Annotated in this window: 20 protein-coding genes; 8 read left to right on the top strand and 12 right to left on the bottom strand. The window is 74.1% G+C overall.

Annotation, left to right across the window (positions count from 1 at the left end):
- Positions 1-1,308 carry a glycoside hydrolase family 16 protein gene (locus OG896_RS17710; RefSeq protein ID WP_329366594.1) on the bottom strand — a complete coding sequence of 436 codons (1,308 nt, stop codon included), beginning with the start codon at positions 1,306-1,308 and terminating at the stop codon, positions 1-3.
- A gap of 800 nt (positions 1,309-2,108) precedes the next feature.
- On the opposite strand from OG896_RS17710, the gene OG896_RS17705 reads away from it, so the two are divergent.
- Positions 2,109-3,161 (top strand): eCIS core domain-containing protein, encoded by a 1,053-nt coding sequence (locus OG896_RS17705; protein WP_329374089.1) that lies wholly within the window; start codon positions 2,109-2,111, stop codon positions 3,159-3,161.
- 33 nt (positions 3,162-3,194) lie between these two features.
- Here OG896_RS17705 and OG896_RS17700 read toward each other — a convergent pair whose 3' ends face one another.
- The 5 genes from OG896_RS17700 to OG896_RS40425 form a co-directional block, all read right to left on the bottom strand.
- Positions 3,195-3,638 carry a cysteine/serine endopeptidase inhibitor gene (locus OG896_RS17700; protein ID WP_329366592.1) on the bottom strand — a complete coding sequence of 148 codons (444 nt, stop codon included), beginning with the start codon at positions 3,636-3,638 and terminating at the stop codon, positions 3,195-3,197.
- Positions 3,639-3,795: 157 nt separating this feature from the next.
- The gene (locus tag OG896_RS17695) at positions 3,796-4,710 is read right to left on the bottom strand and encodes a sigma-70 family RNA polymerase sigma factor (protein WP_329366590.1); all 915 of its coding nucleotides are present in this window, start codon (positions 4,708-4,710) and stop codon (positions 3,796-3,798) included.
- Between the two features lie 95 nt (positions 4,711-4,805).
- Entirely contained in the window at positions 4,806-7,139 is a 2,334-nt protein-coding gene (locus OG896_RS17690) for an ATP-binding protein (protein WP_329366589.1), read from the bottom strand.
- A gap of 37 nt (positions 7,140-7,176) precedes the next feature.
- The gene (locus OG896_RS17685; RefSeq protein WP_329366587.1) at positions 7,177-8,496 is read right to left on the bottom strand and encodes an NtaA/DmoA family FMN-dependent monooxygenase; all 1,320 of its coding nucleotides are present in this window, start codon (positions 8,494-8,496) and stop codon (positions 7,177-7,179) included.
- 303 nt (positions 8,497-8,799) lie between these two features.
- Entirely contained in the window at positions 8,800-8,919 is a 120-nt protein-coding gene (locus OG896_RS40425; protein ID WP_366409697.1) for a putative leader peptide, read from the bottom strand.
- Positions 8,920-9,161: 242 nt separating this feature from the next.
- Here OG896_RS40425 and OG896_RS17680 point away from each other — a divergent pair, with 242 nt between their 5' ends.
- Entirely contained in the window at positions 9,162-9,863 is a 702-nt protein-coding gene (locus tag OG896_RS17680) for a response regulator transcription factor (RefSeq protein ID WP_329366585.1), read from the top strand.
- On the opposite strand, the gene OG896_RS17675 is transcribed toward OG896_RS17680, so the two are convergent.
- The 4 genes from OG896_RS17675 to OG896_RS17660 form a co-directional block, all read right to left on the bottom strand.
- Complete coding sequence (locus tag OG896_RS17675; RefSeq protein ID WP_329366584.1) at positions 9,835-11,058, bottom strand: sensor histidine kinase; 1,224 nt, start codon at positions 11,056-11,058, stop codon at positions 9,835-9,837. The genes OG896_RS17680 and OG896_RS17675 overlap by 29 nt on opposite strands.
- On the bottom strand, positions 11,051-11,203 hold the full coding sequence (locus OG896_RS17670; protein WP_329366583.1) for a hypothetical protein: 153 nt from the start codon (positions 11,201-11,203) through the stop codon (positions 11,051-11,053). The genes OG896_RS17675 and OG896_RS17670 overlap by 8 nt, the downstream gene beginning before the upstream one ends.
- A 276-nt stretch (positions 11,204-11,479) precedes the next feature.
- Positions 11,480-12,850: an FtsX-like permease family protein gene (locus OG896_RS17665; protein ID WP_329366581.1), complete on the bottom strand. Its 1,371-nt coding sequence runs from the start codon at positions 12,848-12,850 to the stop codon at positions 11,480-11,482.
- Positions 12,847-13,608 carry an ABC transporter ATP-binding protein gene (locus tag OG896_RS17660; RefSeq protein ID WP_329366578.1) on the bottom strand — a complete coding sequence of 254 codons (762 nt, stop codon included), beginning with the start codon at positions 13,606-13,608 and terminating at the stop codon, positions 12,847-12,849. The genes OG896_RS17665 and OG896_RS17660 overlap by 4 nt, the downstream gene beginning before the upstream one ends.
- Before the next feature lie 265 nt (positions 13,609-13,873).
- Between OG896_RS17660 and OG896_RS17655 the strand changes: the two genes are divergently transcribed.
- From OG896_RS17655 to OG896_RS17640, 4 genes are all read left to right on the top strand, one after another.
- Positions 13,874-17,191, top strand: a complete 3,318-nt coding sequence (locus tag OG896_RS17655; RefSeq protein ID WP_329366576.1) for a family 78 glycoside hydrolase catalytic domain — start codon at positions 13,874-13,876, stop codon at positions 17,189-17,191.
- Between the two features lie 53 nt (positions 17,192-17,244).
- A complete protein-coding gene (locus tag OG896_RS17650; protein ID WP_329366574.1) occupies positions 17,245-18,417 on the top strand; it encodes an epoxide hydrolase family protein in 1,173 nt (390 codons plus the stop codon).
- 222 nt (positions 18,418-18,639) lie between these two features.
- Positions 18,640-19,728, top strand: coding sequence for a hypothetical protein (locus tag OG896_RS17645; RefSeq protein ID WP_329366572.1), 1,089 nt, complete (start codon positions 18,640-18,642; stop codon positions 19,726-19,728).
- A 166-nt stretch (positions 19,729-19,894) separates the two neighbouring features.
- Positions 19,895-21,331: a glycosyltransferase 87 family protein gene (locus tag OG896_RS17640; protein ID WP_329366570.1), complete on the top strand. Its 1,437-nt coding sequence runs from the start codon at positions 19,895-19,897 to the stop codon at positions 21,329-21,331.
- Here the strand turns inward: OG896_RS17640 and OG896_RS17635 are convergent.
- Positions 21,274-21,969 carry a response regulator transcription factor gene (locus OG896_RS17635; RefSeq protein ID WP_329366568.1) on the bottom strand — a complete coding sequence of 232 codons (696 nt, stop codon included), beginning with the start codon at positions 21,967-21,969 and terminating at the stop codon, positions 21,274-21,276. The two genes, OG896_RS17640 and OG896_RS17635, sit on opposite strands and share 58 nt — an antisense overlap.
- On the bottom strand, positions 21,957-23,243 hold the full coding sequence (locus OG896_RS17630; RefSeq protein ID WP_329366566.1) for a sensor histidine kinase: 1,287 nt from the start codon (positions 23,241-23,243) through the stop codon (positions 21,957-21,959). Before OG896_RS17630 ends, OG896_RS17635 begins: the two co-directional genes overlap by 13 nt.
- Before the next feature lie 267 nt (positions 23,244-23,510).
- On the opposite strand from OG896_RS17630, the gene OG896_RS17625 reads away from it, so the two are divergent.
- Both OG896_RS17625 and OG896_RS17620 read left to right on the top strand, forming a co-directional pair.
- Positions 23,511-24,989 (top strand): hypothetical protein, encoded by a 1,479-nt coding sequence (locus OG896_RS17625; RefSeq protein WP_329366565.1) that lies wholly within the window; start codon positions 23,511-23,513, stop codon positions 24,987-24,989.
- Positions 24,990-25,099: 110 nt separating this feature from the next.
- Entirely contained in the window at positions 25,100-26,425 is a 1,326-nt protein-coding gene (locus tag OG896_RS17620; RefSeq protein WP_329366563.1) for a MoxR family ATPase, read from the top strand.
- The last annotated feature ends 150 nt before the right edge of the window (positions 26,426-26,575 follow it).

Genomic DNA, 26,575 nt, shown 5'->3' with positions numbered 1-26,575 from the left:
TCAGCTCTGGGTGTAGGTGTAGTGCGGGGAGTCGTACTGCGGGCCGTTCTTCTCGTAGGTGAACCAGTAGGTGACGACCGAGCCGGAGGTCAGGGAGCCGACGTTCTGGGTCCAGGTGCCGCCGTTGTCGGTCATCCGGAGGTTCTGCTGGCCGCCGCCGTTGACCTGGTAGTGCACGTCGACGTAGGCCGCGGGAGTGGTCGGTGTGAAGCTGATCAGCGCGTCGCTCGCGTCGACCCGGGTGGCGTTCGCGGTGTAGTCGGAGGTGGTGGTGCCACCGGTCGTGCTGCCGCCCGTGGTCGTGCCGCCGGTGGTGGTCCCGCTGGTCGTCCCGCCGTCGGTGCTGCCGGTCGTGGTGCCGCCGGTGGTCGTGCCGCCGGTGGTGCCGCTGCTCCCGCCGGTCGTCTGGTAGACCGCCATCCAGTCGACGCTCATGCCCGCGCCGGAACTGATGTCGGCCGACGGCGAGGTGCAGCCGCAGACCTTGTTGGGATACGAACCGCCGATCGCCACGTCGAAGATCGCGAAGAAGCCGTGGTCCACGGCCGCCTGCCAGGTGGCCGTGGAGACCTCGTTCTCGTCGACGGTGTAGGTCAGGTTGCCGTCGAGGTAGAACCGCAGCTGCTCGGCCGAGGTGTTGGTGCGGTCCACGATCACCGAGTAGGTGTGGTACCCGGTCTGGCAGCCCCCGCACGCCTGGAGCCCGCTGCTGATGCCGTCCGGGTCATGGCACTCCCCGGCCCAGACGCCGCAGTGGAAGGTGGTGGAGTGCTGGCTCAGCGCGTTGACGTCCTCCATGATGTCCATCTCGCCGATACCCGGCCAGTTGGTCGCCCCGACCGGCCTGGCGTCCGCGCCCATCGCCCAGAACGCGGGCCAGTAGCCCAGCCCGCTGGCCGGGTTGGGCTGCTCCAGCGACGCGCTGATCTCCAACTGGCCGCCGGCCGGCGCGGCGAAGTCGGTGCGCTGGGTCTCGATCCGGCCCGAAGTCCACTGCCCCGACGCGTCCTTGACCGGCTTGATCACCAGATGACCGGCGCCGTCCTGGTAGACGTTCGTCGTCGAGTCGGTGGCCGTCTCCAGCTCGCCGGTGCCCCAGTTCGCCGCGGCGCCGGGGTAGTTGTAGCCGGTCCCGGTGTCGTAGAGCCAGTTCGACCGGTCGAGTCCGGTGCCCGCGGCGCCGTTGAAGTCGTCGCTGAAGACGGTGCTCCACCCGGTGGGGGGTGCCGGCGCGGCCACCGCGGCCGAACCGCCGGAGACCGTCAGCGCGAGCACCCCGGCGAGCAGCAGGAGGAAGGCGCTGAGCACGGCGATCGGCCCACGCCGACCACGACGGCGGCCGGGCGGACGGAGACGGAGCGGGGGACGGAGAGGGGGCGGGGGGCGGAGCCGGAAACGGTTCTGGCCGCCTTGCGCGGCACCGGAGTTCGGCATGCGTGTCACGGGTGATCCCGACCTTTCTGCGGGTGCGACTGGACCGCGGTGAGGCCGGACGCGGCGCGGAGACCGGAAGGTGCGCACCGGGGTGGGGGGTCCCGTCTCCTTCGCACCGCGTCGTGAGAGCGCTCTCAGAGCGGCGGATCGAGGCGAGTGTCGGGCTCCCGCCAGGTTCACGTCAAGGCGTCGGGCGGGATCGGGTGGGAATGCCCGCGGGTGCGGGGGAGCGGGCGGTGGTGACCCGGGGGCGGGTGCGGCGGGGTACCCGGGGAGGCGTGCGGCGGGGTACCCGGGCGTGGCCGGTAGGGACACGCAGGAGGGGTACGCGGGCGCGTCGACGGGGACCCCCTCGCCCGGCGCGCCACCAACCCCGGCTCCGTACGGCCGGGTTGACCTGCCTCCGCCACCCCGGTGCGGGAACCGCGGAAGAGTGCCCCCTTCGCCCTCCAACGGTGCCCCGGCGTACCTGGACGGGCGCCGGACGCTCCGGGTAGAACAAGAAGATCCGCTTGCTGGAGGAGGAGAACGTGGCTTCTGCCATGGACAGGGAAAACGCTCGCGCGCAAGGACGCGCGGCCGCTCCCGGGCGTCGCCCCAACGCTCCCGCGCACGCGCCCTCCCGAGGGATTCTCGGCCTTCAGAGCACGGCCGGGAACGCCGCCGTCGTGCAGATGCTCCGCAACGGCGGACCCGCCGGCGGCCGGAACGACCATGAGCACAGCGCCGGTTGCGGCCACGGCACGGAACAGGCCGCCGTGCAGCGCTCCGCGGTCCACTCGGTGCTGCAAGGCCCGGGCCGACCGCTGGACGCCGCGCTCCGCTCCGAGATGGAAGCACGCCTCGACGCGGACTTCTCCAACGTCCGTGTCCACACCGACAGCGCCGCGCAGCGGTCCGCGGCGGAGCTCGGTGCCCGCGCCTACACCTCGGGCAGCCACGTGGTCATCGGCCAGGGCGGCGGCGACAAGCACACCCTCGCCCACGAGTTGACGCACGTCATCCAGCAGCGCCAGGGCCAGGTGGCCGGAACGGACCACGGCAACGGGCTCCGGGTGAGCGACCCGTCCGACCACTTCGAGCGCACCGCCGAGGCCAACGCGCAGCGGGTGATGAGCGGCCCCGTACCCACCAGGGGCCACGAAGCCGGCCACCAGGCCGACGACGCCGCCGGCGCCGCACTCACCCCGACCGTCTCCCGGGCGATCCAGCGCGTGTACGGCGGCCGTCACTACGTCCAGTACGGCAACACCACCAACGACGTGGGCACGTACATGAGCGCGGAGCTGCACCCCCGCTCCCTCGGCAAGGGCAGCTCCCCCCGGGTCAAGCCCTCGTGGTGGCCGTCGTCGAAGACCGCCACCGGCGCCTGGTTCGCCCGGAACATGGTCCAGGGCCACCTCCTCAACGAGAACCTCGGCGGCCCCGGGAACACCCTGACGAACCTCACCCCGCTCACCAAGACCGGAAACTCCAACCACCTTCACTACGCAGAGGCGAACGTGAAGAAGGAGATCAAGAACGGCAACGTGGTGGAGTACGAGGTCGTCGCCCACTTCGACGGGATCACGGGGCGGGAGCTGGGCGCGTCAGGCTCGGTGGCGGCCGACATCGACCAGAACTACCAGTACGTCATCCCCTCCCACCTCGCCTGCGACGTCCAGGTGTACGACCCCCGGGGCAAGTGGCTGTACGGCGAGAGCTGGTACGTGCGCAACACCAAGTAGCCCGGCGCAGCCGGCCGGACGCCTGGCGTGGTCTCAGGAGAGGGCCGTGCCGTCGGAGTTGACGAACTGCCAGGTGATGCCGGTGACGACACCGGTGCCGGTCGGGGCGAACTCGGTGAACGCCGGCTCGCTCAGGTCGATGTGGGTCGCGTCGCAGCTCGGGCACTTGTCCTCGACCGGGACGGTGATGGTCTGGCCGTTGTAGGTGACCTGGACCGAGATCCCGTCGCACAGCGGGTCGTTGTTCGGGTTGGCGGTGGTCCACCACTGGTACGACACGGCGACCAGGTACTGGCTGGACGCGTCGATGGGGGTGCCGCAGGCGCCGTAGCCGGCGTCGTCGTAGTACGTCATCTCGCCGGTCATGGGCTGGCCGATCGGCACGTCGGCCGCGGCCGGCCCGCCGCCGAGCAGAAGCAGCGCCGAGGCGCCTGCCGCGCCGCCGATCCAGTGGCCGATACGTCGCGCGATGCGCAATGTCCTTCTCCTGTCCGTCTGTTCAGCGTGGGGGGACTGAGCAAGCGTTCCGAGCAAGGCGTTCCGTGCGGCGCGCTCCGAGTACGGCGGGTCCGCATCTCTGACGGTACGCGAACAAGCGCTCCCCGGGTACGGGGCCTCACCCCGCCCGAGTGCCCTACCGCTCGGCGCCTTCCCGTTCGGCCTCCTCGGGGGGCGGGCAGGGCGGCAGGTGCATGGTGGCGAGGCGTTCGGGGTCGCCCACCGAGAGGATCTCGACGATACGGCCGCCGGCCACCGTGCACGCCATGACGCTGTGCGGCTTGCCGTTCGCGCGCCAGGCGATGATGCCGGTGCGGCCGTTGACCCGGGCGGGGCGGGCGATGATCGAGGTACCGGCGCCGAGCCGGGCCCGCTCGGCCACCGCGGTGGCGCCGTGCCGGACCACCAGACCGTGCGGAGCGTAGGAGCGCCAGGTCACGTCCGGGTCGAGCACCTGGAGCAGCCCCTCGAAGTCGCCGTGCCGTGCCGCCGCGAGGAACGCCTCGACCACCGCGCGCTGCTCCCGCTCGCCGGACGGGCGCGGGGTGCCCCGCACCTTGCGGCGAGCCCTGCTCGCGAGCATCTTCGCGGCGTCCGTGGACCGGTCGAGGATCTGGCCGATCTCGTCGAACGGCACCGCGAACATGTCGTGCAGCACGAACGCCAGCCGTTCGGCGGGGCCGAGGGCGTCGAGCACCACCAGTAGCGCCAGCCCGACCGACTCGGCGAGCAGCGCGGCGTCCTCCGGGGCGTCCTCGCCGTCCTCGGTCACCACCACCTCGGGCGGCGGGTCGTCGTAGGCGGCCTCGGGGTGGGCCCGGCGCGAGCGCAGCACGTCGATGCAGACCCGGCCGACCACGGTGGTGAGCCAGCCGGCGAGGTTGTCGATCGCGGCCGCGTCCTGGCGGGCCAGCCGCAACCACGCCTCCTGCACCGCGTCCTCGGCGTCGGCCCGCGACCCGAGCATCCGGTGGGCCACCGCCACGAGCCGCCCGCGCTGCTCCTCGAAGGCACCCGCCAGTGCTTCGTCCCGAAGCGGTCCGGTCGTCATCTCGTCACCTTCCTCGATCAAGCCACGTCACCGCTGTGACGCGCCCGGGAGGAGGAAGGTAACCGGCCGGGATTCCCCCGGCGCGCCGGGGGCCGTCATTCGTGGCCGACGCCGTCGGGCAGCAGGGCGGCGGCCAGGGCGGTCGGGCCGTGGGCGGCGGCTCCCCGCGTGTACGCGACCGCGTACCCGTCGTCGCCCAACGCCGCGCGGGCCGTTCGCTCGCAGCGGTCGCGTATCGGCTGGAGTTCCGGCGCCCCGCGCTGTGGGTGGCCGACGCTGCGCCAGTACGCCCCGCCGGTGCCGTAGACCGACGCGGCCTGTTCGGCGCGGCCGGCGGCGGCGAGCGCGGCGGCCAGCAGGTCGAGGCCGAGCGCTATGCCGAAGGAGTCACCGAGCAGGTGCTTGCTCTCCAGCATGGTGCGCGCGTACGCGACCGCGTCCTCGGGCTCGGCGGAGAAGAGGGCCACGACGGACAGCTGGTAGTCCAGGTAGGAACGCGTCCACACCTCGCCGATCTCCACGCAGTGCCGGCGCAACTCCAGTGCCCGCGCCCGGCCTTCGGCGAAGTCGCCCAGCGCGGTGAGGGAGAGCACCTCGACGAGGTGGCAGCGCAGCCGGTCGGGTGTGTCGAACGCGGAGCCGGGGACGGAGTCCAGCGCGTGGCTGCGGAGGGTGCCGGGAACGTAGCCCGGGGCGGACCCGAGCGCTTCCCGTACGGCGTCCAGGGCCGTACGCGACTGCCCGGTGAGCATGCCCAGCAGGCCGGTCAGGCAGGCGGCGGCGGCCAGGTCCTCGCTGTCGCCGCGCATCGCGACCATGGCCTGCACCCGGTCGCTGATGTCGGCGGCGCGGTCGTACTCGCCCTGGAGGGTGAGGGTCGCGCCGAGTCCGATCAGGGCGCGGGTGCGGGCGGGGCCGGGCGCGGTGTGCTGCTCCAGGGCGCGCTCCAGGTAGGACCTGGCCTCTTTGAGGTGACCGCAGCAGGTCCAGAAGTAGACCAGCAGACCGGCGAGTTCGGCGGCCGCGGCGCTGTCGTGGTCGAGCCAGTGGTCGAGCGCCGCGCGCAGGTCCGGGTGGGCTTCCTCGATCCGCCGGTAGCCGAGGAGCTGGTCGCGCCCGGACCAGGCGGCGTCGGCCCAGCGGGCGAGCCCGGTGAAGTAGTCGGCGTGCCGGTCCTGGGTGCCGGCGACCTCGCCGAGTTCGCACAGCCAGGTGTGGCCGTACTCGCGGATGGTGTCGAGCATGCGGTAGCGGTCGCCGGAGCCGGCGTTCGGAGCGGTGGCGGGCACGGATACGGGTACGGGAGCGGGAGCGGGAGCGGGTGCGTGTGCGGGGCCGTTGCCGTTGCCGTTGCCGGACGTCGGTAAGGTGCCGGGCCCGGACTCGGTTCCGGTCCCGGGCTCCGCGCCCGGCCCGATCCTGCGGACGACGGACTGGGCGACCAGCCGCTCCAGGGTCGGCGCCACGGCCGCGGCGCCGAGCGGACCACCGGCGGCGACGGCCTGGGCCGCGGCGAGGTCGAACGCGCCGCGGAAGACGCTCAACCGCGCCCACAGCAGCCGTTCCAGCGGCGCGCACAGCTCGTGGCTCCAGCCGATCGTGGTGCGCAGCGTCTGGTGCCGGCGCGGCCAGGCGTACCCGGGCGAGGCCAGCGTGTCGAAACGCGAACCGAGCCCTTCGGCCACCTCGGCGACGGCACCCGGCCCGACCGAACCGACCCGCGCGGCGGCCAGTTCGATCGCCAGCGGAATGCCCTCCAGCCGGCGGCAGACGGCCTCGGCCGCCTCGGCCGCGCCCGGCTCGGCCAGCGGCGCGCGGCCCAGCCGGTCGGTCACCCGGTCGGTGAACAGCGCGAGCGCGTCGGGGCCGTCGGCCGGCAGCGGCAGGACCTCCACGAGTTCCTCGACCGCCGAGCCCAGCGGGCGGCGGCTGGTCGCCAGCACCGTCAGCCCGGGGGCCGCGGTCAGCAACTCCCCGACCAGATAGGCGCACGCGTCGATCAGGTGCTCGCAGGAGTCCAGTACGAGCAGCAGCCGCCGGTCCGCGAGCCACTCGCTCAGCGCGTCCAGCGGCATCCGCAGCGAGTGGTCCGCGAGGTCCACCGCGTCGCTGACGGTGGAGAGCAGCAGCTCGGAGCTGTCCAGGGTGCTGAGGTCGGCCCACCAGGCACCGTCCGGAAAGTGCCCGCGCCCCGCGCCCGCCTCGCGTTCCGCGCCTCCCGGGGCCCCCGTATCCGCCTCGCCCGGACCGCCCCCGGTATCCGCCTCCGCCGCTGCAAGTGCTGCCCGCTGCGCCAACCGCGTCTTCCCGATCCCGCCGGGGCCCGTCAGCGTCACCAGCCGGTGCCGGGCCAACGCCCCCTCCAACCGGCCGAGTTCCGCTCCCCGACCCACGAAACTCGATGTCTCCTGAGGAACGTTGCCCGTCATGACCTCAGCCTGACACCAACCGGACACGGAGGGAAACTCACCCGTCACTCCGGTCCCCGGCCCCGGCGCGGGGCGGGAGTTCGAGGCCGAGGTTCTCGCGGAGGGTGCTGCCCGTGTAGTCGTCGGCGACGACCTTGCGTTTGCGCAGTTCGTTGAGGAGCCCGTTGACGACGAAGTCGTGCTGGCGCGGGTCGGCGAGGCCGCTGAGCGAGATCACGTCGAGCACGCCGGCCCGGAAGCGTTCCTCGACGGCGTCGGCGAGTTGCTCGGGGGTGCCCGCGACGGCCCAGTGCCCGGTGTCCTGCGCGGCGATGACCAGTTCGCGCAGCGTGTAGCCCTGGCGGGCGTAGCCGGCGAAGATGTCGACGCGGCCGCGGCGGCGGTTGACCGTGGTGACGTCGGGCAGCAGGCTCTCCGGCAGCTTCGCGTCGAGCGGGAGTTCCGACAGGTCGACGCCGCCGCCGAGCATGTCGGCCACCTGCGCCCGGCCGCGTTCGAAGTCGATCGACTCCCGCTTGTCGCGGACCAGTCGGCGTGCCTCCGCCTCGGTGGAGCCGTACGTCGCGTGGAACGAGCTGAAGATCAGCGGCAGTCCGCCGGGCCGGCCGAACCGCTCGGCCTCGGCACGGATCTTCCGGGTGAAGTCCGTCGCGATGTCGAGGGTGGGGAGCGAGGTGAAGACGATCTCGGCGTAGCGCGCGCCCAGCGCCCGGCCCGCCTCGGACTGCCCGGCCTGGATCTGCACCGGGCGGCGCTGCGGCAGCGGCGGGATGTTCAGCGGTCCGGCCACGGTGAAGTACCTGCCGGCGTGGTCGATGGGGCGCACCCGGTCCCGGTGCAGCGTGGCCCGGCCGTCCGGGCCGGCGGTCAGCGCGCCCGGTTCCCAGCTGTCCCACAGCGCGTTGACGACCTCCAGCGACTCCGCGGCGCGCGCGTACCGCTCCTCGGGGCTGGGCAGGTCGCCCGGGCCGAAGTTCTCCTCGCCGACGGAGGAGGTCACCAGGTTCCAGGCGGCCCGCCCGTTGCTGACGTGGTCGAGGGTGCCGAAGAGCCGGGCCAGGTTGTACGGGTGGTGGAAGGTGGTCGAGACGGTCGCGATCAGGCCGATCCGCGAGGTCACCTGGCTCAGTGCCGAGACGAAGACCAGCGGCTCCTGCGACCCGATCGCGCCCTGGGCGCCGAAGCTGAGCAGGTCGGCGGTGAACAGCGCGTCGATCCGCGCCGCCTCGGCGAGTCCTGCCACCCGTATCGCGGTGTCCAGGGTGGAGCGGGCGGGGTCGATCGCCAGGTCGTAGGTCTCCGACGTGCCGCCGGCGCCGGTCACGGTCTTCAAGGTCCTGGGCGGCTTCGCGTTCACAGTTGGTCCCATCTCACCGCTGGCGGTGACGTCTCGGGGCTGGGGTTCAGGGGTACGGAGGTTCAGGGGTACGGGGGATCGCGCGTACGCGGGTTCGTGGTTCCGCGAGCGCGTGAACTCACGTGTGCACGCCTTCCCGGAGCCCTCACGGCGAAGGCGAAAGCGAAGGTGGCGAAGGCGAACGGGCGCCCGGGCAGCGGAAGTCGACCCCTTCCGGGCTCCCTGCGGACGTGCGGCGCGGCGTCGGCGGAAAAGGGCGCGCGTCGACCGCTCAGCGCGGGGGAGAGGCGGGGCGGGCCGTCGTCAGCGACAGAGCGCGGTCTGGGTACGGCACAGGTCCACGTGACGCCGCTTCGTCCAGCCCGGCAGCGGAACCGCGGTCCCGGCCGGCCCGACGCGCGTTGCCCTCACGATGACTCCCATCGACCCGGGCGGCCGTCGAACGGCAGCCCTTCGACCCGCGGCTCAGGCGATCCAGGCGCCCCTCAGCCGCTCCTGACGGTACGGAACGAACGTACGCGGCAGGTGGGCGCCCCTGTCAAGACCGCCTCGGACCAGCCCGCGCCGCCCTACGGTGCGCCGCCGCCCACCGTCGCGTCGACTACGGGGCGGCATCCCGCCCCGTACATACGCGCCGAACGCCTGCCTCGGCCGATAATGGCGTGGTGAGCAACCGGCGTCTGCGCGTGGTCCTGGCCGAGGACTCCGTCGTTCTCCGCGACGGCATGGTCGAACTGCTCGGCGCCCGCGGGTGTGAGGTGGTGGCCGCCGTCGGGACAGCGCCCGGGCTGCTCGCCGCGGTGGTCGACCACCGGCCCGACGTGGCCGTGGTGGACATCCGGATGCCGCCCACGCAGACCGACGAGGGCATCCGCGCCGCCGTGGAGATCCGCACGAGGACGCCCGGCGTCGGCATCGTGGTCTTCTCCCAGCACGTCGAGACCACCTGGGCCTCCCGCCTGCTGGCGGGCGGCGCGGCGGGCATCGGGTACCTGCTGAAGGAACGCGTCGCCCGCACTTCCGAGTTCGTGGACGCGCTGCACCGGGTCGCCGACGGGGGCACGGCACTCGACCCGGAGATCGTCACCCAACTGATGCGGGGCGGCCGGCGCAGCCGGGTGGACACCCTGACGCCTCGCGAGCGCGAGGTGCTGGAGCTGGTGGCGCAAGGGCACTCCAACCGCTCCATCGCCGCGCTGCTGGTGGTGTCCGAGCGGGCGGTGGAGAAGCACGTGGCCGCCGTCTTCACCAAGTTCGGCCTGAGGGCGACGGACACCGACAACCGCCGGGTGAAGGCCGTCCTCACCTACCTGGCGGAGAACGGCAGCCGACCGGCCGTCACAGACGCGTCGGCAACTCGGCGGTGACCACGGTCGGTCCGCCGGGCGGGCTGTCGATCCGCAGCGCGCCGTCCACCGCCGCGAGCCGTTCGGCCAGGCCCGTCAGGCCGGTGCCGACGCCGAGCGCCGCGCCGCCGCGCCCGTCGTCGCGCACGGACAGGACGACCCGGCCGTCGGTCGCGCTCGCCTCGACTGCGGCCGAGCGGGCAGCGCTGTGCTTGGCGACGTTGGTGAGCAGTTCGGCGGCGCAGAAGTAGAGGGCGCGTTCGACCACGTGGTCCGGTCGTTCCGGCAGGTCCAGGTGGAGGGTGACCGGCACCGGCGAGGTGGCGGTGAGTCCTGGCAGTGCCTCGCCGAGGCCGCCGTCCAGCGTCACCGGGTGGATGCCGCGAGTGAGCCGCCGCAGTTCGGTGACGGTGTCGTCGGTCTGGCCGCGGGCGCGTTCCATCAGGGCGCGCAGCCGGGCGAGGTCCGGGCCGGCGGCGGGAGCGAGCGCGTCTTCGGCCAGCGAGAGGGTGATGGCCAGGGCGACCAGCCGGGCCTGGGTGCCATCGTGCAGGTCACGCTCCAGGCGGCGGAGCTCGTCGTTGTTCTGCGCGAGCAGCGTGGCGCGGGCGGTCTCCAGTTCCCGGACGCGCCGTTGGGCACGGGCCGGTCCGAGCAGCAGCCGGGCGAGCCGCCGGTTCACTCCGCTCAGCGCCCGAACCGCGCCGGGCACCGCGGCCAGGACCACCAGGCCCAGCGGTGTGGACGCGGCATCCATCCAGGGGGCGGGGCGCGGACCCGGTTCGAGCAGGCGTACCCAGAGCGGGAAGCCGATCAGCCAGCCGCAGACGAGGGGAACCGCCACCGCGGCGGCGAACCCGAGCACGCCGAGCGGCAGTCGCAGTACCAGATAGAGCAGCGACCGCCAGGCGATCGGGTCGGTCAGCACGACACGGCCACGGGCGACCACGCCCGCCGGGCGGGGCAGCCTGGCCGGCGCCTCGACGCGCTCGCCGAGCAGCCGGCCGACCAACTGCCGGTGCAGCGCGCCGAGACCGCGCGCGCCCCTCAGCGCGGCGGCCACGAACGGCAGGCCGAACACGGTGAGCGAGAGCAGCGTCCCCGCGTAGAACACGGCGAGGGCGTAGGCCCCGCCGAGCAGGGCGAGCGGCAACCCGACGACCGCGAAGGCCCATTCGCCGCCCCGGACGGACAGGTAGCGCCGCTGCTCAGCCACGGTCGGCCACGGGGACCCGCGCGGGCCCGCCCGACGCGGGGGACAGCACCCGGCCGGCGGGCGGCGCGCCCGCCGACCCCTCCCGGGTGGGCGCCTGTTCGCCGGCCGTGCTCCCGCCGGCCGACTCGTCGCCGCGCTCAGTCACGGCTGCCTCCAGCCAGTTCTGCCGCGGGCCCGCGTATCGTTCGCAGGCCTGTGGTCAGGATGCCGGGGAGGGTCAGTGTTGTTGCGTCCGCGGCGATTCTGGTCGTGCTCTTGCTGGGCGGCTTGTCGCCGCGCTCAGTCATGGCTGCCTCCCACTAGCTCTGCCGCGGGCCCGCGTATCGTTCGCAGGCCTGTGGCCAGGATGCCGGGGAGGGTCAGCGCTGTCGCGCCCGCGGCGATTCTGGTCGTGCTCTTGCTGGGCGGTTCGTCGCCGCGCTCAGTCATGGCTGCCTCCCACTAGCTCTGCCGCGGGCCCGCGTATCGCTCGCAGGCCTGTGGCCAGGATGCCGGGGAGGGTCAGCGCTGTCGCGCCCGCGGCGATCCACCAGCAGCCGGCCACCGGGAGGGACGGCATCGGCGACCCGCTCACCGCCGTGCTGAACGCCGCCGACGCGGCGCCCGCGACCGCCGCGCCGAGCAGGACCCCCACCGCCGTGGTCAGCACCGCCTCCGCGGTCAGCATGCGCAGCAGTTGCGACCGGGTCGCGCCGATCAGCCGCAACAGCGCGAACTCGCGGCGCCGTTCGGCGGTCACGGCGACCAGGGTGTTGACCGTGGAGACGGCGGCGAAGCAGACGAGCAGCGTCAACTCGGCCTGACGCAGCCAGACATCCGTGGCGGAAGTGACGCTGGACGCCGCCGCGCCCGCAGCGTGCCCGGCGGTTCTCGTCATGATCAGCATGGTGCCCGACAGGCCCACGAGCAGGGCGACCGGCACCACGGCGGACGACAGTCGCCGCGCGTACCCGCGCAGGTTGGCGTCGGCCAGCCACCCCGCACCGGGTGCCAGCGCCCGTACCGGTGCGCCCAACAGGGCCGCCAGGACGCGCGCCGCGAGCGGCCCCGCCAGAGCGACCGCGACCAGCAGAACCAGCGAGCCGAGCAATGCCGCCTGACCCGCCTTGTCCACCTGCTCCGCAGGGCGCGTCGCGGCCAGCCGCAGCAGCAGGCCGCCGCCCACCAGCACGCCGATCGCGGCGAGCAGACGCAGCGCACCCGTCCGCCCGTGCTCGGTCGAACTCGCCGTGAGGGCGGCCGCAGGCGTGATCCGGGAGATCCGCCGTGCCGCCACGGCCGAGGCCGCCAGCGCGACGGCGAGCGCGACGGCCGGCGCCACCAGCATCGGGATCGGGTTCCACGGCACCCGCACCCCCGGCGCCGCCATCCCTCGCCGCTGCATCGCGGCGAGGAAGCCCCGGGCCGCCGCGGCACCGGCGGCCCAGCCCGGCGCGGTGACCACCAGCGTGGTCACCACGACCTGACCACGGACCAGGCGCCGCACCTGGCGGGGTGTCGCCGCGATGGTGCGCAGCAGGGCCAGCTCCCGGTGCTGCTGGCGCAGCGCGAACCCCAGCGCGTTGACCACGACGAAGAACGCGACCAGCACGGCGATCTCACCGAAGGCGCCGGCGATCACCATCAGGCTGGGCCCGGTGGTCGCCTTCCGGGCTGCCGCCGGGGCGGTGGCGCCGGCGGCGAACAGCAAGCCGAACAGGGTCAGGGTGGCGATGGCGAGGAAGAGCGCGACCGCCAGGCCGACGAAGGCAGCCGGACGACGGCGCATCTGCCCGAGCGCGAGCGAGGTCACAGCCCTTCCCCGCCCAGCCGGCTCAGGGCTTCGCCGACCTGGGCGGCAGTGGGCCGGTCGAGTTCGTCCACCAGCACGCCGTCGGCGAGCAGCAGCGCCCGGTCCGCGTACCCGGCGGCCACCGGATCGTGGGTCACCATCACACAGGTCCCGCCGCTCTCGTCCACACCGGCGCGCAGCAGGGCGAGGATCTCGTGGCCGGTGGCCCGGTCGAGCGCGCCGGTCGGCTCGTCGGCGAACACCATCGGAGGACGGGAGACCAGTGCCCGGGCGATGGCGACCCGCTGCTGCTGCCCACCGGACAGCTGCCCGGGCCGGTGCCGCGCGCGCCCGGCCAGCCCCACCCGGGCGAGCGCGTCCAGCACCCGGCCCCGGTCGGGCCGCTCGCCGGCCAGCCGGCCCGGCAACTCGACATTCTGCGCGACGGTCATCGCGGGCATCAGGTTGAACGCCTGGAACACGAACCCGACCCGACTGCGCCGCAGTGCCGCCAGCCTCCGCTCGGGCAGCCGGGACACCTCGGTACCGCCCCACCAGACGGAGCCCCGAGTGGGCCGGTCCATCCCCGCCAGGCAGTGCAGCAAGGTGGTCTTGCCGGAGCCGGAGGGCCCCATCACCGCCGTGAACGTCCCGGGCGCGAAGGCCACCGACACCCCGCGCAACGCCCGCACGCTGGCGGCACCGCGTCCGTACTCGCGGTGCAGGTCCTCCCCTCGGGCGGTGGTGCCCGTCCTGGTATCCCTCGTCGTCTCAGCCATGCCCTCATCCTCGGCGGGCGGAGCACGGCGATCGATCCTGCCCGCCCCCGCATCGGCAGTTCGGAAAACCGCACCCCGGTAGGCGGCGCGCCGCCTCGCTCGGCGCCGCCCCGCGCCTCTCGGCAACCCCGGCCCCGATGACGAATACGTTTCATCTTCATTGACAGCCCTCGCCGTTCCCATCAGGATGACAGCCGTCTCACCGCTGCTCTGAAGGAGGCTGTCGCGGTCTCCTCTGATGAATCGTTTCATTCGGAGGCTTGGAATGGCGCAGTCCCGACGGTCCGGTCACGGGCCCCTCCTGCTCCTGGCCGCGCTGACCGCATGGTTGACCGCGGTCGGCCTCGTCCTCGGGACCGCGATGCCCAGCGCCGCCGCGGGCCCCGCCGGTTCCGCCGGTTCCCCCGGTTCCGCCGCCACCCGCGCCGCTCCGAACCACCTGACCGTCGGCGGCCTGACCGCCCCCGCCGACGTCGCACCGGACGCCACCCCGCTGCTGGGCTGGCAGGTCGGCGCGGGCACGCAGCGCGCCTACCAGGTCGAGGTCGCCACCACCGCCGCCGCCCTGGCCGGGCGGCCCGACGTGTGGAACTCCGGCAAGGTCTCCTCCCGCGCCAACGGCACCGTCGCCTACGGCGGCCCCGCGCTGCGCCCCGCCGCCGGCTACGTGTGGCGGGTGCGCACCTGGGCCCCCTCGGGCGCCGCCTCCGCCTGGTCGGCCGCGGCCTCCTTCGGCACCGGCCCCGGCAAGGCGTGGCCGGGCGCCGCGCCCATCTGGGCCGGCAGCGCCTCCTGGAGCGACTACACCTTCCAGGGCAGCTTCGTGATCGACGCGAAGTACGCCAGCGTCACCTTCCGCGAGTCCGACACCCGCGACTTCTACCTGTGGCAGTTCAAGGGCAACGGCGAGAACACCATCGCCCCGCAGGTCCAGAAGGACGGCGCCTTCTCCAACCTCAAGGCGGCCGAGCCGCTGCCCTTCGCGCTGGTCGACGGCACGGCGTACGACTTCCGGGTGGTGGCCGCCGGTGCGACCTTCACCACCTACCTCAAGGCCGCGACCGGCACCGGGTGGACCCTGGTGGACACCACCACTGACGCCACCTTCGCCTCGGGCGGCATCGGCTTCCGCACCGGCAGCACCGAACAGGCCACCTTCGACGACATCACCGTCACCGCCCCCGACGGCACCGCGCTGTACGCCAACGACTTCAGCGACCCGGCGAACACCGACTTCAGCTGCGGCACCGTCACCGGCCAGGCGCTGTTCGTCGACAAGAGCAAGAACTGCGGCACCGGCTTCGGCGGCGCCGACTGGGCGTTCCTGCGCGGCGACACCACCCTGGCGAAGGGCCGGCACATCGCCTGGGCGCACCTGTACGCGACCGGCTCCTCCACCACCCCCGGCCGCCAGTTCGTCTACAAGATGTGGGTCAACGGCCGCTTCGTGGGCGTCGGTCCGACCCGGCCGGTCGGCACGGAGACCCGCTACGACGGCTACGACGTCACCTCGCTGCTGCGGCCGGGCGCCGCCAACACCATCGGCGCGCTCGCGTACACCACCAGCGACCAGCGCTTCCTCGCCGACCTCGTGGTCCACTACACCGACGGCAGCACCCGGACCTTCGGCACCGGGCCCGGCTGGAAGGCGGAGAGCGGCGCCAAGGTGCTGCCGAGCGCGGGCAGCATCGGCACCAGCTACTACACCGCCCCGGTCGAGGACTTCGACGCCCGCGCCTACCCGACCGGTTTCGCCGCACCCGGCTTCGACGACGCGTCGTGGCCGGCGCCCGTGGTCAAGAGCGCCTTCGCCGACCTGGAGCCGACCCCGACCGCCAAGGTCCGGCAGAAGCCGGAGAAGCCCGCGTCGGTGGTCGAGTACGCCCCGGGCGACTACTACGTCGACTACGGCCGCAGCTGGATCGGCGGCCTCTCGCTCGACCTCACCGGCAGCGCGGGGCAGCGACTGGACATCCGCTACGGCGAGGTGCCCGCCGGCACCGACACCGTCCGCTACAAGACCTCCGCGGGCAACACCTACGAGGACACGTGGACGCTGAAGGCCGGCGGCCAGCACCTGGAGACCTGGGGCCTGCGGGTCTTCCGCTACGTCCAGATCACCGGCGCCCCCACCGGCCTGCGCGCCGCGGACCTCACGGCGGAGGCGTACGTCTACCCGTTCGACGAGTCGGCCGGCACCTTCGACTCCTCGGACAGCTCGCTCGACCAGGTCTGGACGCTGTCCAGGAACACCGTGGAGATGTCCGACCAGAACCTCTACGTGGACTCCTGGGAGCGCGAGCGCGGGGTCTACGAGGCCGACTCCTACCTCCAGTTGATGGCGAACCTCTACACCGGCGGCGACGCCTCGCTCGGCGACTACTCGCTCAACTTCCTCCTGTCCAGCCGCACCTGGCCGACCGAGTGGCCGATGTACCTGATCCTCGCCTTGCACGACAGCTACCAGACGACCGGTGACACCACCGCGCTGGCCGCGAACTACGCCGCTCTACAGGGGAAGTTGCCCGACCGGTGGTTCGACCCGGCGAGCGGGCTGATCCACAAGACCACCGGCGACACCGGCGCCGGCAGCTGCAACGACTGCGACATCGTCGACTGGCCGGCCTCCGAACGCGACGGCTACGTCTTCAGCTCCTACAACACCGTGATCAACGCGATCAGTTACCGCAGCTACCGCGACATGGCCGACATCGCCACCGCGCTGGGCCGCACCGCGGACGCCACCGCCGACAACGCCAAGGCCGACGCGATCAAGTCCGCGGTGAACGCCACGATGTGGGACGCAGCCAAGGGCGCGTACCGCGACGGCCTCGACGACAGCGGCGCCCCGATCGGCCACTACGCCGTGCAGGCAAGCGTGTTCGCCACCGCGTTCGGCTTCGCCGACGACCAGCAGGCCGCGCGGGTCGCCGACTACCTCGGCACGCGCGGCATGGCGTGCAGCGTCTACTGCGCCGCGTTCATGATCCAGGCGCTCTACGACGGCAACCGGCCGGACCTGGCGCACGCCATGCTCACCTCCACCGGCACCGACAGCTGGCTCAACATGATCAAGGCCGGCGCCGGGGCGACCATGGAGGCGTGGGACCTCTCCTTGAAGTCCAACACCACCTACTCCCACCCCTGGGCGGCCTCGCCCGCCTTCGACATCCCGCAGGACATGTTCGGCATCCGGCCGACCACCCCCGGCTACGCCACCTTCGACGTCAAACCCCAGCCCGCCGCGGTGCGTTGGGCCCATGTCACGGTGCCCACCGGCAAGGGGAGGATCGGCGCGGCCTTCGACACCGCGGCCGGCGGCCGGGTCGACACCGGGGTGAGCGTCCCGCCCGACTCCAGCGCCGACGTCTACCTGCCGGGCGGCTCGGCCACCACCACCGCCGTCTACCTGGACGGGCGCCGGGTCGCCGCCACGTACGGCAACGGCTTCCTGCGGGTCGCCGGGGTGCAGCCCGGCTGCCACGTCCTCACCACCGACCCGGGAGGGTCCGCCTACCGGGACACCAAGCTCACCGGCATCTGCCCCGACGGCTACCGGGCTCCGGCGCGACACGGCCGGTAGGACGCGGTCGGGAGGGCACGGCCGTCAGGCGTGCGGTCGGTAGGGTGCGCCTTATGCCGGATGTCGCCGCCCTGCCCGAGCCGTTCACCCCGTCGACCGACCCCGCGGCGCTGGCGGACCTGCGCGCGCGGCTGCGCGCGACCCGCTGGCCGGACGCGCCGGCCGACGCCGGCTGGTCGCTCGGCACCGACCTGGACTACCTCCGCGAGCTGGTCGCGTACTGGGCCGACGGCTTCGACTGGCCGGCCCAGGAGGCGGCGCTCGCCGCGCTCCCGCACTTCCGCGTCCGGCTCGGCGGCCTGGGCATCCACTTCGTCCACGCGCGGGCCGCGGCCGCGCCGGCCGGCACCGCGCTGCCGCTGGTGCTCAGCCACGGCTGGCCGGACTCGTTCTGGCGCTACGCGAAGGTCGTCCCGCTGCTCACCGACCCCGGCGCGCACGGCGCCGACCCGGCCGACGCGTTCGACGTGGTCGTGCCCGACATGCCCGGCTACGGCTACTCCGACCGCCCGACCGGCCCGCCGCTGAACTCCATCGCCGTCGCCGGCCTGTGGGCCGAGCTGATGGACGTCCTCGGCTACCGGCGGTTCGGCGCCGCGGGCGGGGACATCGGCAGCCATGTGAGCCGCTACCTCGGACTCGACCACCCCGAGCGGGTCGTCGCCGTGCACCGTACCGACGCGGGCGTGCCGGTCTTCGGCGGCGACCCGGCGGATCTGGCACCCGAGGAGCGCGCCTGGTTCGAGAGCGTGGCGGCGTGGGGCGGGGCCGAGGGCGCCTACGCCGCCATGCACCGTACGAAGCCCCAGACCGCGGCCTTCGGCCTCACCGACTCGCCGGCCGGGCTCGCCGCGTGGATCGTCGAGAAGCTCCGGTCGTGGAGCGACTGCGGCGGCGACATCGAGCGCAGCTACACCAAGGACGAGATCCTCACCAACGTCACGCTGTACTGGCTCACCGGGACCATCGGCTCCTCGATGCGGATGTACGGCGCCAACGGCGCGATCCCGCCCGCCCAGCTCGCCCGCCGGGTCGAGGTCCCCTCCGGCTTCTCCCTCTTCCCCGGCGACATCGCCCGCCCCCCGCGCGCCTGGCTCGACCGCACCGCGAACGTCGCCTACGTCAACGAGCCGCCGCGCGGCGGCCACTTCGCGGCGTTCGAGGAGCCCGAGCTCTACGCCGAGGAACTGCGTGCCTTCTTCCGCCCTTTCCGGCGCGCGCTCTAGGAGGCTTTGCGGGCGTTGGAGGGCTCGGGAGAGCGCTGGCGGACGCCGCCGCGGATTCCCCCCGGGGCGGGTTGTCGGTGCTCGCGGCTATCGTGGCCTGCGTCGCGGCATGTGCGGCCGGCGAAGGGGGCCGGTGTTCGCGCAGGGCCGCTCTGTGACGATATGCGGATGGCGAGCGGTCCTGGGGAGGGTCCGCCCGCGCGCCAGGGGTGGGAGAACGCCATGGGAAACAACGGGGATTCCATACCGGACGAGGAGTGGGAGCGCTTCCTGCGGGAGGCCGAGGCCGGGACGCGCAGCGCGCCTGTGGAGCCGTCGGCGCGGGCCCGGATGGTCGCACGGCGGCTGCGGGAGGAGGCCGGACCCCCGGAGGGATGGCGGGCCCACCAACCGCCCCGGCGCGGACGGGCCAAGGCGTGGTACGCGGTCGGACTCCTGCTCGTGGTGGGGCTGCTGGTCGTGGCGTTGGACCCGGGGCGGGCCGCCGGATGGTTCGGGGGCGGTAGCGGCAGCGGCGACGGGAAAGCCGGCCGCGCGGACGCGTCGCCCACCGCGAAGTCGTCATCCCGACTGCCCACGCCGGATGAGCCGTTCAGAGGATCGCCGGCGGCGCAGTGGGACGACGGCACAGCCGGGATCAGCATGCCCACCGCACGGGCGACCGGTTGGATGACCGAGAAGCAGGTGGCGCGGGCGCTCCAGCAGAGCCTGGACTTCCTGGCGGCGGCCAGCCTCGACCCGGCGGTGATGCGCGGGGAGCGGCCGAAGAAGGCGATCGCCCTGGTCAATCCGCACCAGAGCGACGTCCAGGACTACCTGTCGACCGCGTTCCGCACGCCCAGCCAGGAGAACGACCCTCTGCTGATGTTCAGCCGCTTCGCGCAGACGAAGGTGCGGCTGGTGGGGAGCGTGGTCAAGACGCGGGGACGGATCACGTTCCGCGAGGGCAAGCGCGGCGCGCTGGAGGTGACCAGCGATGTCACCTACGTCTACCCGGTCGTCCGCGCCGCGAAGGGCAGCGACGAGGTCGCGCGCACCATCGTGCGCCGCGAGACGGTGATGAGCTGGGACGACCCGGCGAAGGTGATCACCGAGCCGGGGACGTTCTCCTTCGTCTCCTACAAGATGGACGCCACCAACGGCGGTTGCAGCAACTACACGGGCTATTTCCGCCCCGAGTTCACCGCCGACCGCGCCCCGAAGAGCCCCGGAAGCGGCCCCGAGATGGACCCTTACGACCGGACCACCTCGATGAGCGAACGCCTGCGCGAGGCCGACGGAACGGAGTGCGGGACGGCCACGCGATCGTGACCGATCCCGGTCACCAGGGGTAGGGAAAACCCGACCGTGAGGTCTCGACCTGGCTGTCATGACCTGATGGGGCCGGTCGAACTGGAATGGCCGGGTGGCTATTCGTCGATTTCACGGTTCCGCCGATCCGCGAAAGCGGTGGGGTGCGGGATGGCTCGTCGCCGCTTTGTGGGCTTTCGGATTTCCGCTGGTCTCCGGCCTGGAAACCCAGCGGATCTGGGGATTCTGCGCGGGAACCGGCTATCTCTGCGCCGCGGTTGCCGCGTTCCTGCCTCCGCGCGCGCCCGCCGGCAGCCCGGCCGGCGTACGGGCCGGCGCAAGGGCGGGCATACGGGCCGGAGCACGGGCCGGCGCATGGGCGGGCATACGGGCCGGAGTCGGGTGCGCGCTCGCCGGGGCCGTCGTCCTGCCGTTGCTGTACTGCGTGTTGAGCGGCCGCGCGCAGAGCGAGGTCGGCGTCATCGAGCGCTCCGGGCAGCTCCTGCTGCACGGCCACAGCCCCTACGTCGCCCACCCCCGGACCGTTCTCGACTACGACCCCTACCTGCCCGGGATGGCCGCCTTCGGGCTGCCGCGGGCCCTGTTCGGCGACGGGGGCCCGCTGCTTCGGCTGCTCGGCGACGCCCGCGTGTGGTGCGCGCTCGTCCTCCTCGGCTGCCTGGGGCAGGGGCGCCGCATCCTGCGTACGCCGGCCGCCGGCGAAACGGCACCGGTAGAGGATCGGTTGGGGTACGGCACCGCCCTCGCGGCCCTGGTCGCCTCGCCGGTGGTGGCACTGCCGCTGTGCGTGAGCGGAGTGGACCTTCCGCTGACCGGTCTGCTCTGCCTGGCGCTCGCGCTGGCCGCCCGAGGGCGGTCCACCGCGGCGGGGCTCGCCGTCGCGGCGGCCTGCGCCCTCAAGTGGACGGCGTGGCCCGCTCTCGCGGTGGCGGCGTCCTTGCTGGCGCACACCGCGGGCCGGCGGGCCGCCCTGCGCTTCGCGGGCGTCTCGGTGGCGGGCACCCTCGCGCTGGTCCTGCCCGGAGTGCTGTGCTCGCCCGGGGCGGTGGCCGAGCAGGTGGTCGCCTTCCCCACGGGACGCGGCCGGTTGGCGACCCCGGCCAGGAGCCTGCTGCCCGGGCGGCTGCTCGCGGAGTCGGGCCCCGCGGGCTGGTACGCGGCCGTCGCGCTCCTGTCGGCGGGCGCGCTGGCGGTGGGCGCCTCACTGGTCGTACGCCCGCCGTCCGACGCTGTGGCGGCCGCCGACCGGCTCGCGCTGGGCCTGTGCGCGGGGTTCCTCCTCGCCCCGGCCGGGCGGTTCGGGTATCTCGCGCTGCCGGTCACGCTGGCGGTGTGGACGCGGCTGGCCGGCACGGGGAGCCGGGCGGGACGGGCGGCGGAGCGGCGGGCACCGGAACGGGGCGCCGGACGGGAAGCGGAATGCCGCTCGGGGCGGGAAGCGGAGGACCCGGACACGGCGGTGCGGCCGGGGCGGGAGGTCGCAGTCGGGCCCGGCCGGGAGGTCCGCGCTCGGCGGGCGGTCGGCGGTCAGCGGGCGGTCGGCGGTCACCGTGCGGTCGGCTCTCCCGCCGGCCGGTCGGCGTCGAGGTGGCCGCGCAGATAGGCGAGGACGGCCAGCACCCGCCGGTTGCCCTCGGCGGGATCGAGGTCCAGCTTCATGAAGATGTTGCCGGAGTGCTTGACCACCGACGCCTCGGTGACGGTGAGGCGCCGGGCGATGGCCTGGTTGTTCAACCCCTGTGCCATCAGGGCGAGTACCTCCCGCTCCCGTGGCGTCAGCCGCAGCAGCGGCTTGGCGGCGCTCTGCTCCCACAGCAGCACCCGCACCACCTCCGGGTCGATGACGGTCCCACCGCCCGCCACCCGGTCCAGGGCGTCGAGGAACTCCGCCACCTCGCCGACCCGGTCCTTCAGGAGATAGCCCAGGCCGCCCTGGTCCGGCGGCCCGCCGAGGAACAGCCGCGCGGCATACGCGCCCGCCACGTACTGGGAGAGCACCAGGACCGGCAACTCCCGGTGTCTGGCGCGCAGTTCGAGGGCGGTACGCAGGCCCTCGTCGCGGAAGCCGGGCGGCATCCGTACGTCGGTGATGACCACGTCGGGCCGGTCGGCGTCCACCGCGCGGGCCAGTTCCGCGGCGTCGCAGACGGCGGCCGTCACCTCGTGGCCGACACGGGAGAGGAGTTCGACGAGTCCGGCACGCAGCAGCACCGCGTCCTCGGCGAGCACTACACGGAGCACGGGACCTCCAGGGTGAGACGGGTCGGGCCGCCGACGGGGCTGGTCACCTTGAGCCTGCCGTGCAGCACGGCCACGCGGTCCGCGAGTCCCTGTAGCCCCGCACCGGCCGAGGGGTCCGCGCCGCCGCGTCCGTCGTCGGTGACGGTCACGGTCAGCAGGTCGCCCGCCAGCCGCGCGGCGACGGTGACCGCTGAAGCGCCGCTGTGCTTCGCCGCGTTGGTGAGCGCCTCGGTCACGGTGAAGTAGGCCACGGTCTCGACGGGGCCGGGCAGCCGGTGCGGGAGGTCGACGTCGACGGTCACCGGGACGGGGTGGCGCAGCGCGACCTCGCTGGTGGCGGCGGCCAGTCCGTGGTCGGTGAGGACCTGGGGATGGATGCCGCGGACCAGCCCGCGCAACTGGTCCAGGGCCGCCCGGGCCTCCGCGCGGGCCCGGGCGACCAGCTCGGCGGCGGGCGTGCCGGCCGCGTCCTGGCTCCGCAGCTCCCACTCGGCGAGCCCCAAGGTCATGGTGAGCGCCACCAGTTGCTGCTGGGCGCCGTCGTGCAGGTCGCGCTCGATCCGGCGCCGCTCGGCCTCGAACGCGTCGACCAACCGGACCCGGGACCGGGTGAGTTCCACCACCCTGGTGCCGAGGTCCGCCTCGACGGCCGGCAACAGCGCCAGGGCGACGCGCACTTGCGCGCCGGCCAGCACCCCGCCCGCGTAGGCGCACACCGTCAGCCCGGCCAGACCCGCGGCCGTGGCGGGCAGGGCGGCGACCGGACCGCTGATCGACCTGCCGGGGATGAGCATCAGGGTGTCCGGGGCGATCAGCCACGCGAAGACGGGCGTGGTCACCAGCAGCGCGGAGAAGCCCAGCAGCGCCGTGAAGCCGAGACCGGCGGCGGTGAACACCACCCCGAGCACCAGCGCGTACCCGAGTTCGCGCCAGGTGGCCCGCTCCTTGAGTCGGGCGCGCAGCCAGGGCAGTGCCCCGACTCCCGGCAGTGAACCGTGCGGGTCCGGCAGCGGCTCAGGCTCGACCAGGCGCAACCTGCGCCGCTCCACCGCCGCGACGGGCACCCCGCAGGCCGCCGCGGCCATCAGCACCAGCACGCCGACGCCGACCACCGAGAGCCCGAGCCCGACGACGAGCAGCGTGGTCAGCGCGACCAGGACCGCGCACCCCATGACCGCGCCCGTGCACAGGTAGGCGGCGCAGCGCAGCGGCCACCGGGAGAAGAGGAACCGCACCGGTCGCCGGCGCAGCGCGTCCCACACGGCAACGGTCATGGCCTCTCTCCTCCCGCCGGTCGCGCGCGCCCGTTTCCTCCCCTTGAGGACTCCGCTCCGGCGGAGCGGGTTGCCTGGTGGGGAGGGGCGGTGGGCCTCGGGTGGGGAGAGCGGGCGGGCGGCGGGCCGTGCTGCCGCCGGCGGGGTCGGAGGGTCGCTGGCGGCCGGGGAGGACTGACAGATCGGCGGCGAGGTGCTTATGATGCCCGGGATGATGAACTTCTCCTCGTACGGATTGGGGGACTCGTCCGCGCAAGGTGAGTGCTGATGGCACTTCACTTCGCGAACGGGATTCCGCCCCGCCTGCTGATGTGGCAGCGCGTACGCGAGTACGCCGTGCCACCGTCCATGATCGGGACCGCGACCGCACGGCGTGCGGTCGGCGACTGGGCGGGGGCCTGCGCCGCCGCCCGGATCGACGTCGATCTCGATCTGCGCGCCGTGCGCGACCGCCACGGCACCGATGTCGCCACCCGACTGCGAGCGGATCTACGCCGGTTGGCGCCGGATCTGCTTCGCTGGCACCTGCCCAGGACCGCCCCCGACGGGCGGCTGCGGCCGGGCCTGACCCTCTGCCTCGCCCGGTACGGAAGCGCGCGCACCGCACTGGACCTGGTGGTGCGGACCCCGCCGTCCTGGGCGGACGCCGGCCAGCGGCTGTCGCTGGCCCTGTGGGAGGGGCCGGGGCACGACACCCCCGAGCCGCCCCCGCTGTCGCCGCACCCCCACCCGCGCCCCGGTCCGCATCCGCACCCGCACCCCGACCGGCGGTTCCGGCTCGACCTGCACCGGCACCTCTGGGACGCCCGGCGCAGCGGCGAACTGGCGTGGCGGTGCGGCGCGGAGGGCGCGCCAAGGTCCAGGACCCTGTCCTCGGCACCGCCCGAGGGACCCCTCGACGAGGCCGCCACCGACACGGAATCCCTGTGGGCGGCGGCGACTTGGGCCGCTGAGGCGGAGCTGCTGCTGCGGGCCGAGGGCCGTCCGCGCGGCGCCTTCACCGTACGGCTCGGGGCGCGCCGCCGCGCGGTGCTCGAACTCGTCGCGCCCGACGACAGCCACGCACCCACGTTGCGGCCGGTGCGGGAGGCGCTGCCGCCGCAGGAGGTCGCGGCGCTTCCGATGCTGCCGGAGGCCGCGGCCCGGGTACTGCCCGATCTGGAGCTGCTGCGGGCCGGGTTGGTCGCGGCGGACCGGCTGCATCCGCTCGTCGCGGCGGCGTTGGCGGCGTACGTCCCGGCCCCGTCGGCCGGTCCCGCCCCCGAGCCCGGTGATCCGCACCGGGTGGTGTGCCGGGGCGAGGTGCACCGGATCGCCCTGCGGGACGGGGTGTTGACGGCGGTCGACCACGACCCGGACCAACTGCGCCGGGAGGAACTGCTGGTGGCGCTCGGCGGGCCCGCGCTGCCCTGCCTGCGCGCCATCGACACGGTGCACCGCGACCCGGAGGCGCTGCCCGCGGTCCGGGAGCGGCTCGGCCATGGCGACGTCGTCGGGGCGCTGGCCGTGGTCGAGGGGCTGCTCGGACCGAACGCGGTGCTGCGGGACGGTCCGCTCCGGCGGGAGCTGGAGTCCGCCGCGGCCCGCCGGGTCGACCACGGGCTCTTCCGCGCGGGGATGGCCCCCGTGCCGGGTGCGGGGCGTACGAACGCCGCTCGCCGTCAGCGGCCCGGCCGCGCGACGCCTGCCTACCCGAGCAGCAAGGGTTCCAGCCGGGCCCGCCCCCGTACCGGCCAGTACCGCTGACCCGCAACACCCCCCGAACTCCCCTTCTCCCGAGGCGCGTTCCGCTCGCGCACGCCCATGACCTCCGGGACGGGCCGACCCGTCCCCGTACACGACCCCAGGTGATGCCCATGACGTCCAGCACCCTCCTGCCCGCCCCGGCTCCGGCCGCGGGCGTGCCCGTATCCACCGTCCCGCCCACCGTCGCGCCCGCCGGGGCCTCCGGCACGGACGCCCAACTCGCCGTCGCCGAGGACCTCCTGACCCTGCTGCGGACGACCAGGACGGAGCCCCGTCCGGACGAGCAGCTCGAAGCGCTCACCCTGGCCGTCGCGGCCGACCTGCCCGTGCTGCTGTGGGGGGAGCCGGGCATCGGCAAGACCGCGGCCCTGACGCAGCTCGCCGCCACCCTCGACCTGCCGCTGACGACCGTGATCGCCAGCGTCCACGAGCCGTCCGACTTCTCCGGGCTGCCCATCGTGGGCGAGGAGCCCGAGGTGCGCGGGGTGCCGATGGCGCCGCCGCAGTGGGCCGTCGAACTCGTGCGGGCCGGGCGGGGGTTGCTCTTCCTCGACGAACTGTCCACCGCCACCCCGGCGGTCCAGGCCGCGCTGCTCCGGGTGGTCCTGGAACGGCGGGTCGGCGCGCTCCAACTGCCCCCGGGCATAAGGATCGTGGCCGCCGCCAACCCGCGCGCGTCGGCCGCGGACGGGTGGGAGCTGAGCCCGCCGCTGGCCAACCGGTTCGTGCACCTGTACTGGGTGCACGACCGGGAGGTGGTGGTCCGCGGTCTGGGCGGCGTCTGGCCCCGGGCGGAACTGCCCCGGCTGGTGCCCGAACGGCTCTCTGAGGCAGCGGACTTCGCCCGGCGCGCGGTCTGCGGCTTCCTCCAGGCCCGGCCGACCCTGATCCACCGGCTGCCGACCACCGAGACCCGGCGCGGCGGCGCCTGGCCGTCACCGCGGAGCTGGGAGGCCGCGCTCACGCTGCTGGCGTTCGGCACCGCGGCCGGTGTCTCCCGCGAGGTGCTGGCGCTGCTGGTGCGGGGCGCGGTCGGGGACGGACCCGGCCTCGAACTCCTCGCCCACCTGGACCGGATGGAGCTGCCGGACCCGGAGCTGATGCTGGCCGATCCGGCCGCCGCCGAGCTGCCGGAGCGGGGCGACCTGCGCCAGGCGGCCCTGGAGTCGGTGGTGGCCGCCGTCGGCGCGCGGCCGGAGCGCGACCGGTGGGAGGCGGGCTGGGCGGTACTGGCCCGGGCACTGGAGACCGGCGCGCCGGACCTGCTGGTCGCTCCGGCGACGGCGCTGGCCGCGCTGAGGCGCGAGGAGTGGGAGGTGCCGGCGGGCGTGGAACGGCTGACCGGGGTGATCGGCCTCGCGCGCCGGGCGGACCGGTCGGTGCGGCGGGCCGAGGCCGCGCCCGGCGCGCGGCGGACGCCGGGGGAGCGGCGATGACGGGGGCCGCGAAGGGTACGGGTCCGCAGCCGGGTTCGGTGGCGCGTTCGTCGTCCCGCGACGTGCCGCGCCCGGTGCCGAGCCCGGGACCGCATCCGCGCCCGGCGCCCAAGCCCGCGCCACCGCGTGCGGCGCCGCCCACCGCGGCGC

The sequence above is a fragment of the Streptomyces sp. NBC_00669 genome, assembly GCF_036226785.1.
Lineage (GTDB): Bacteria > Actinomycetota > Actinomycetes > Streptomycetales > Streptomycetaceae > Actinacidiphila.
The sequence above is the reverse complement of the archived record's forward strand: the minus strand, read 5'-3'. Positions and strand labels throughout refer to the sequence as shown.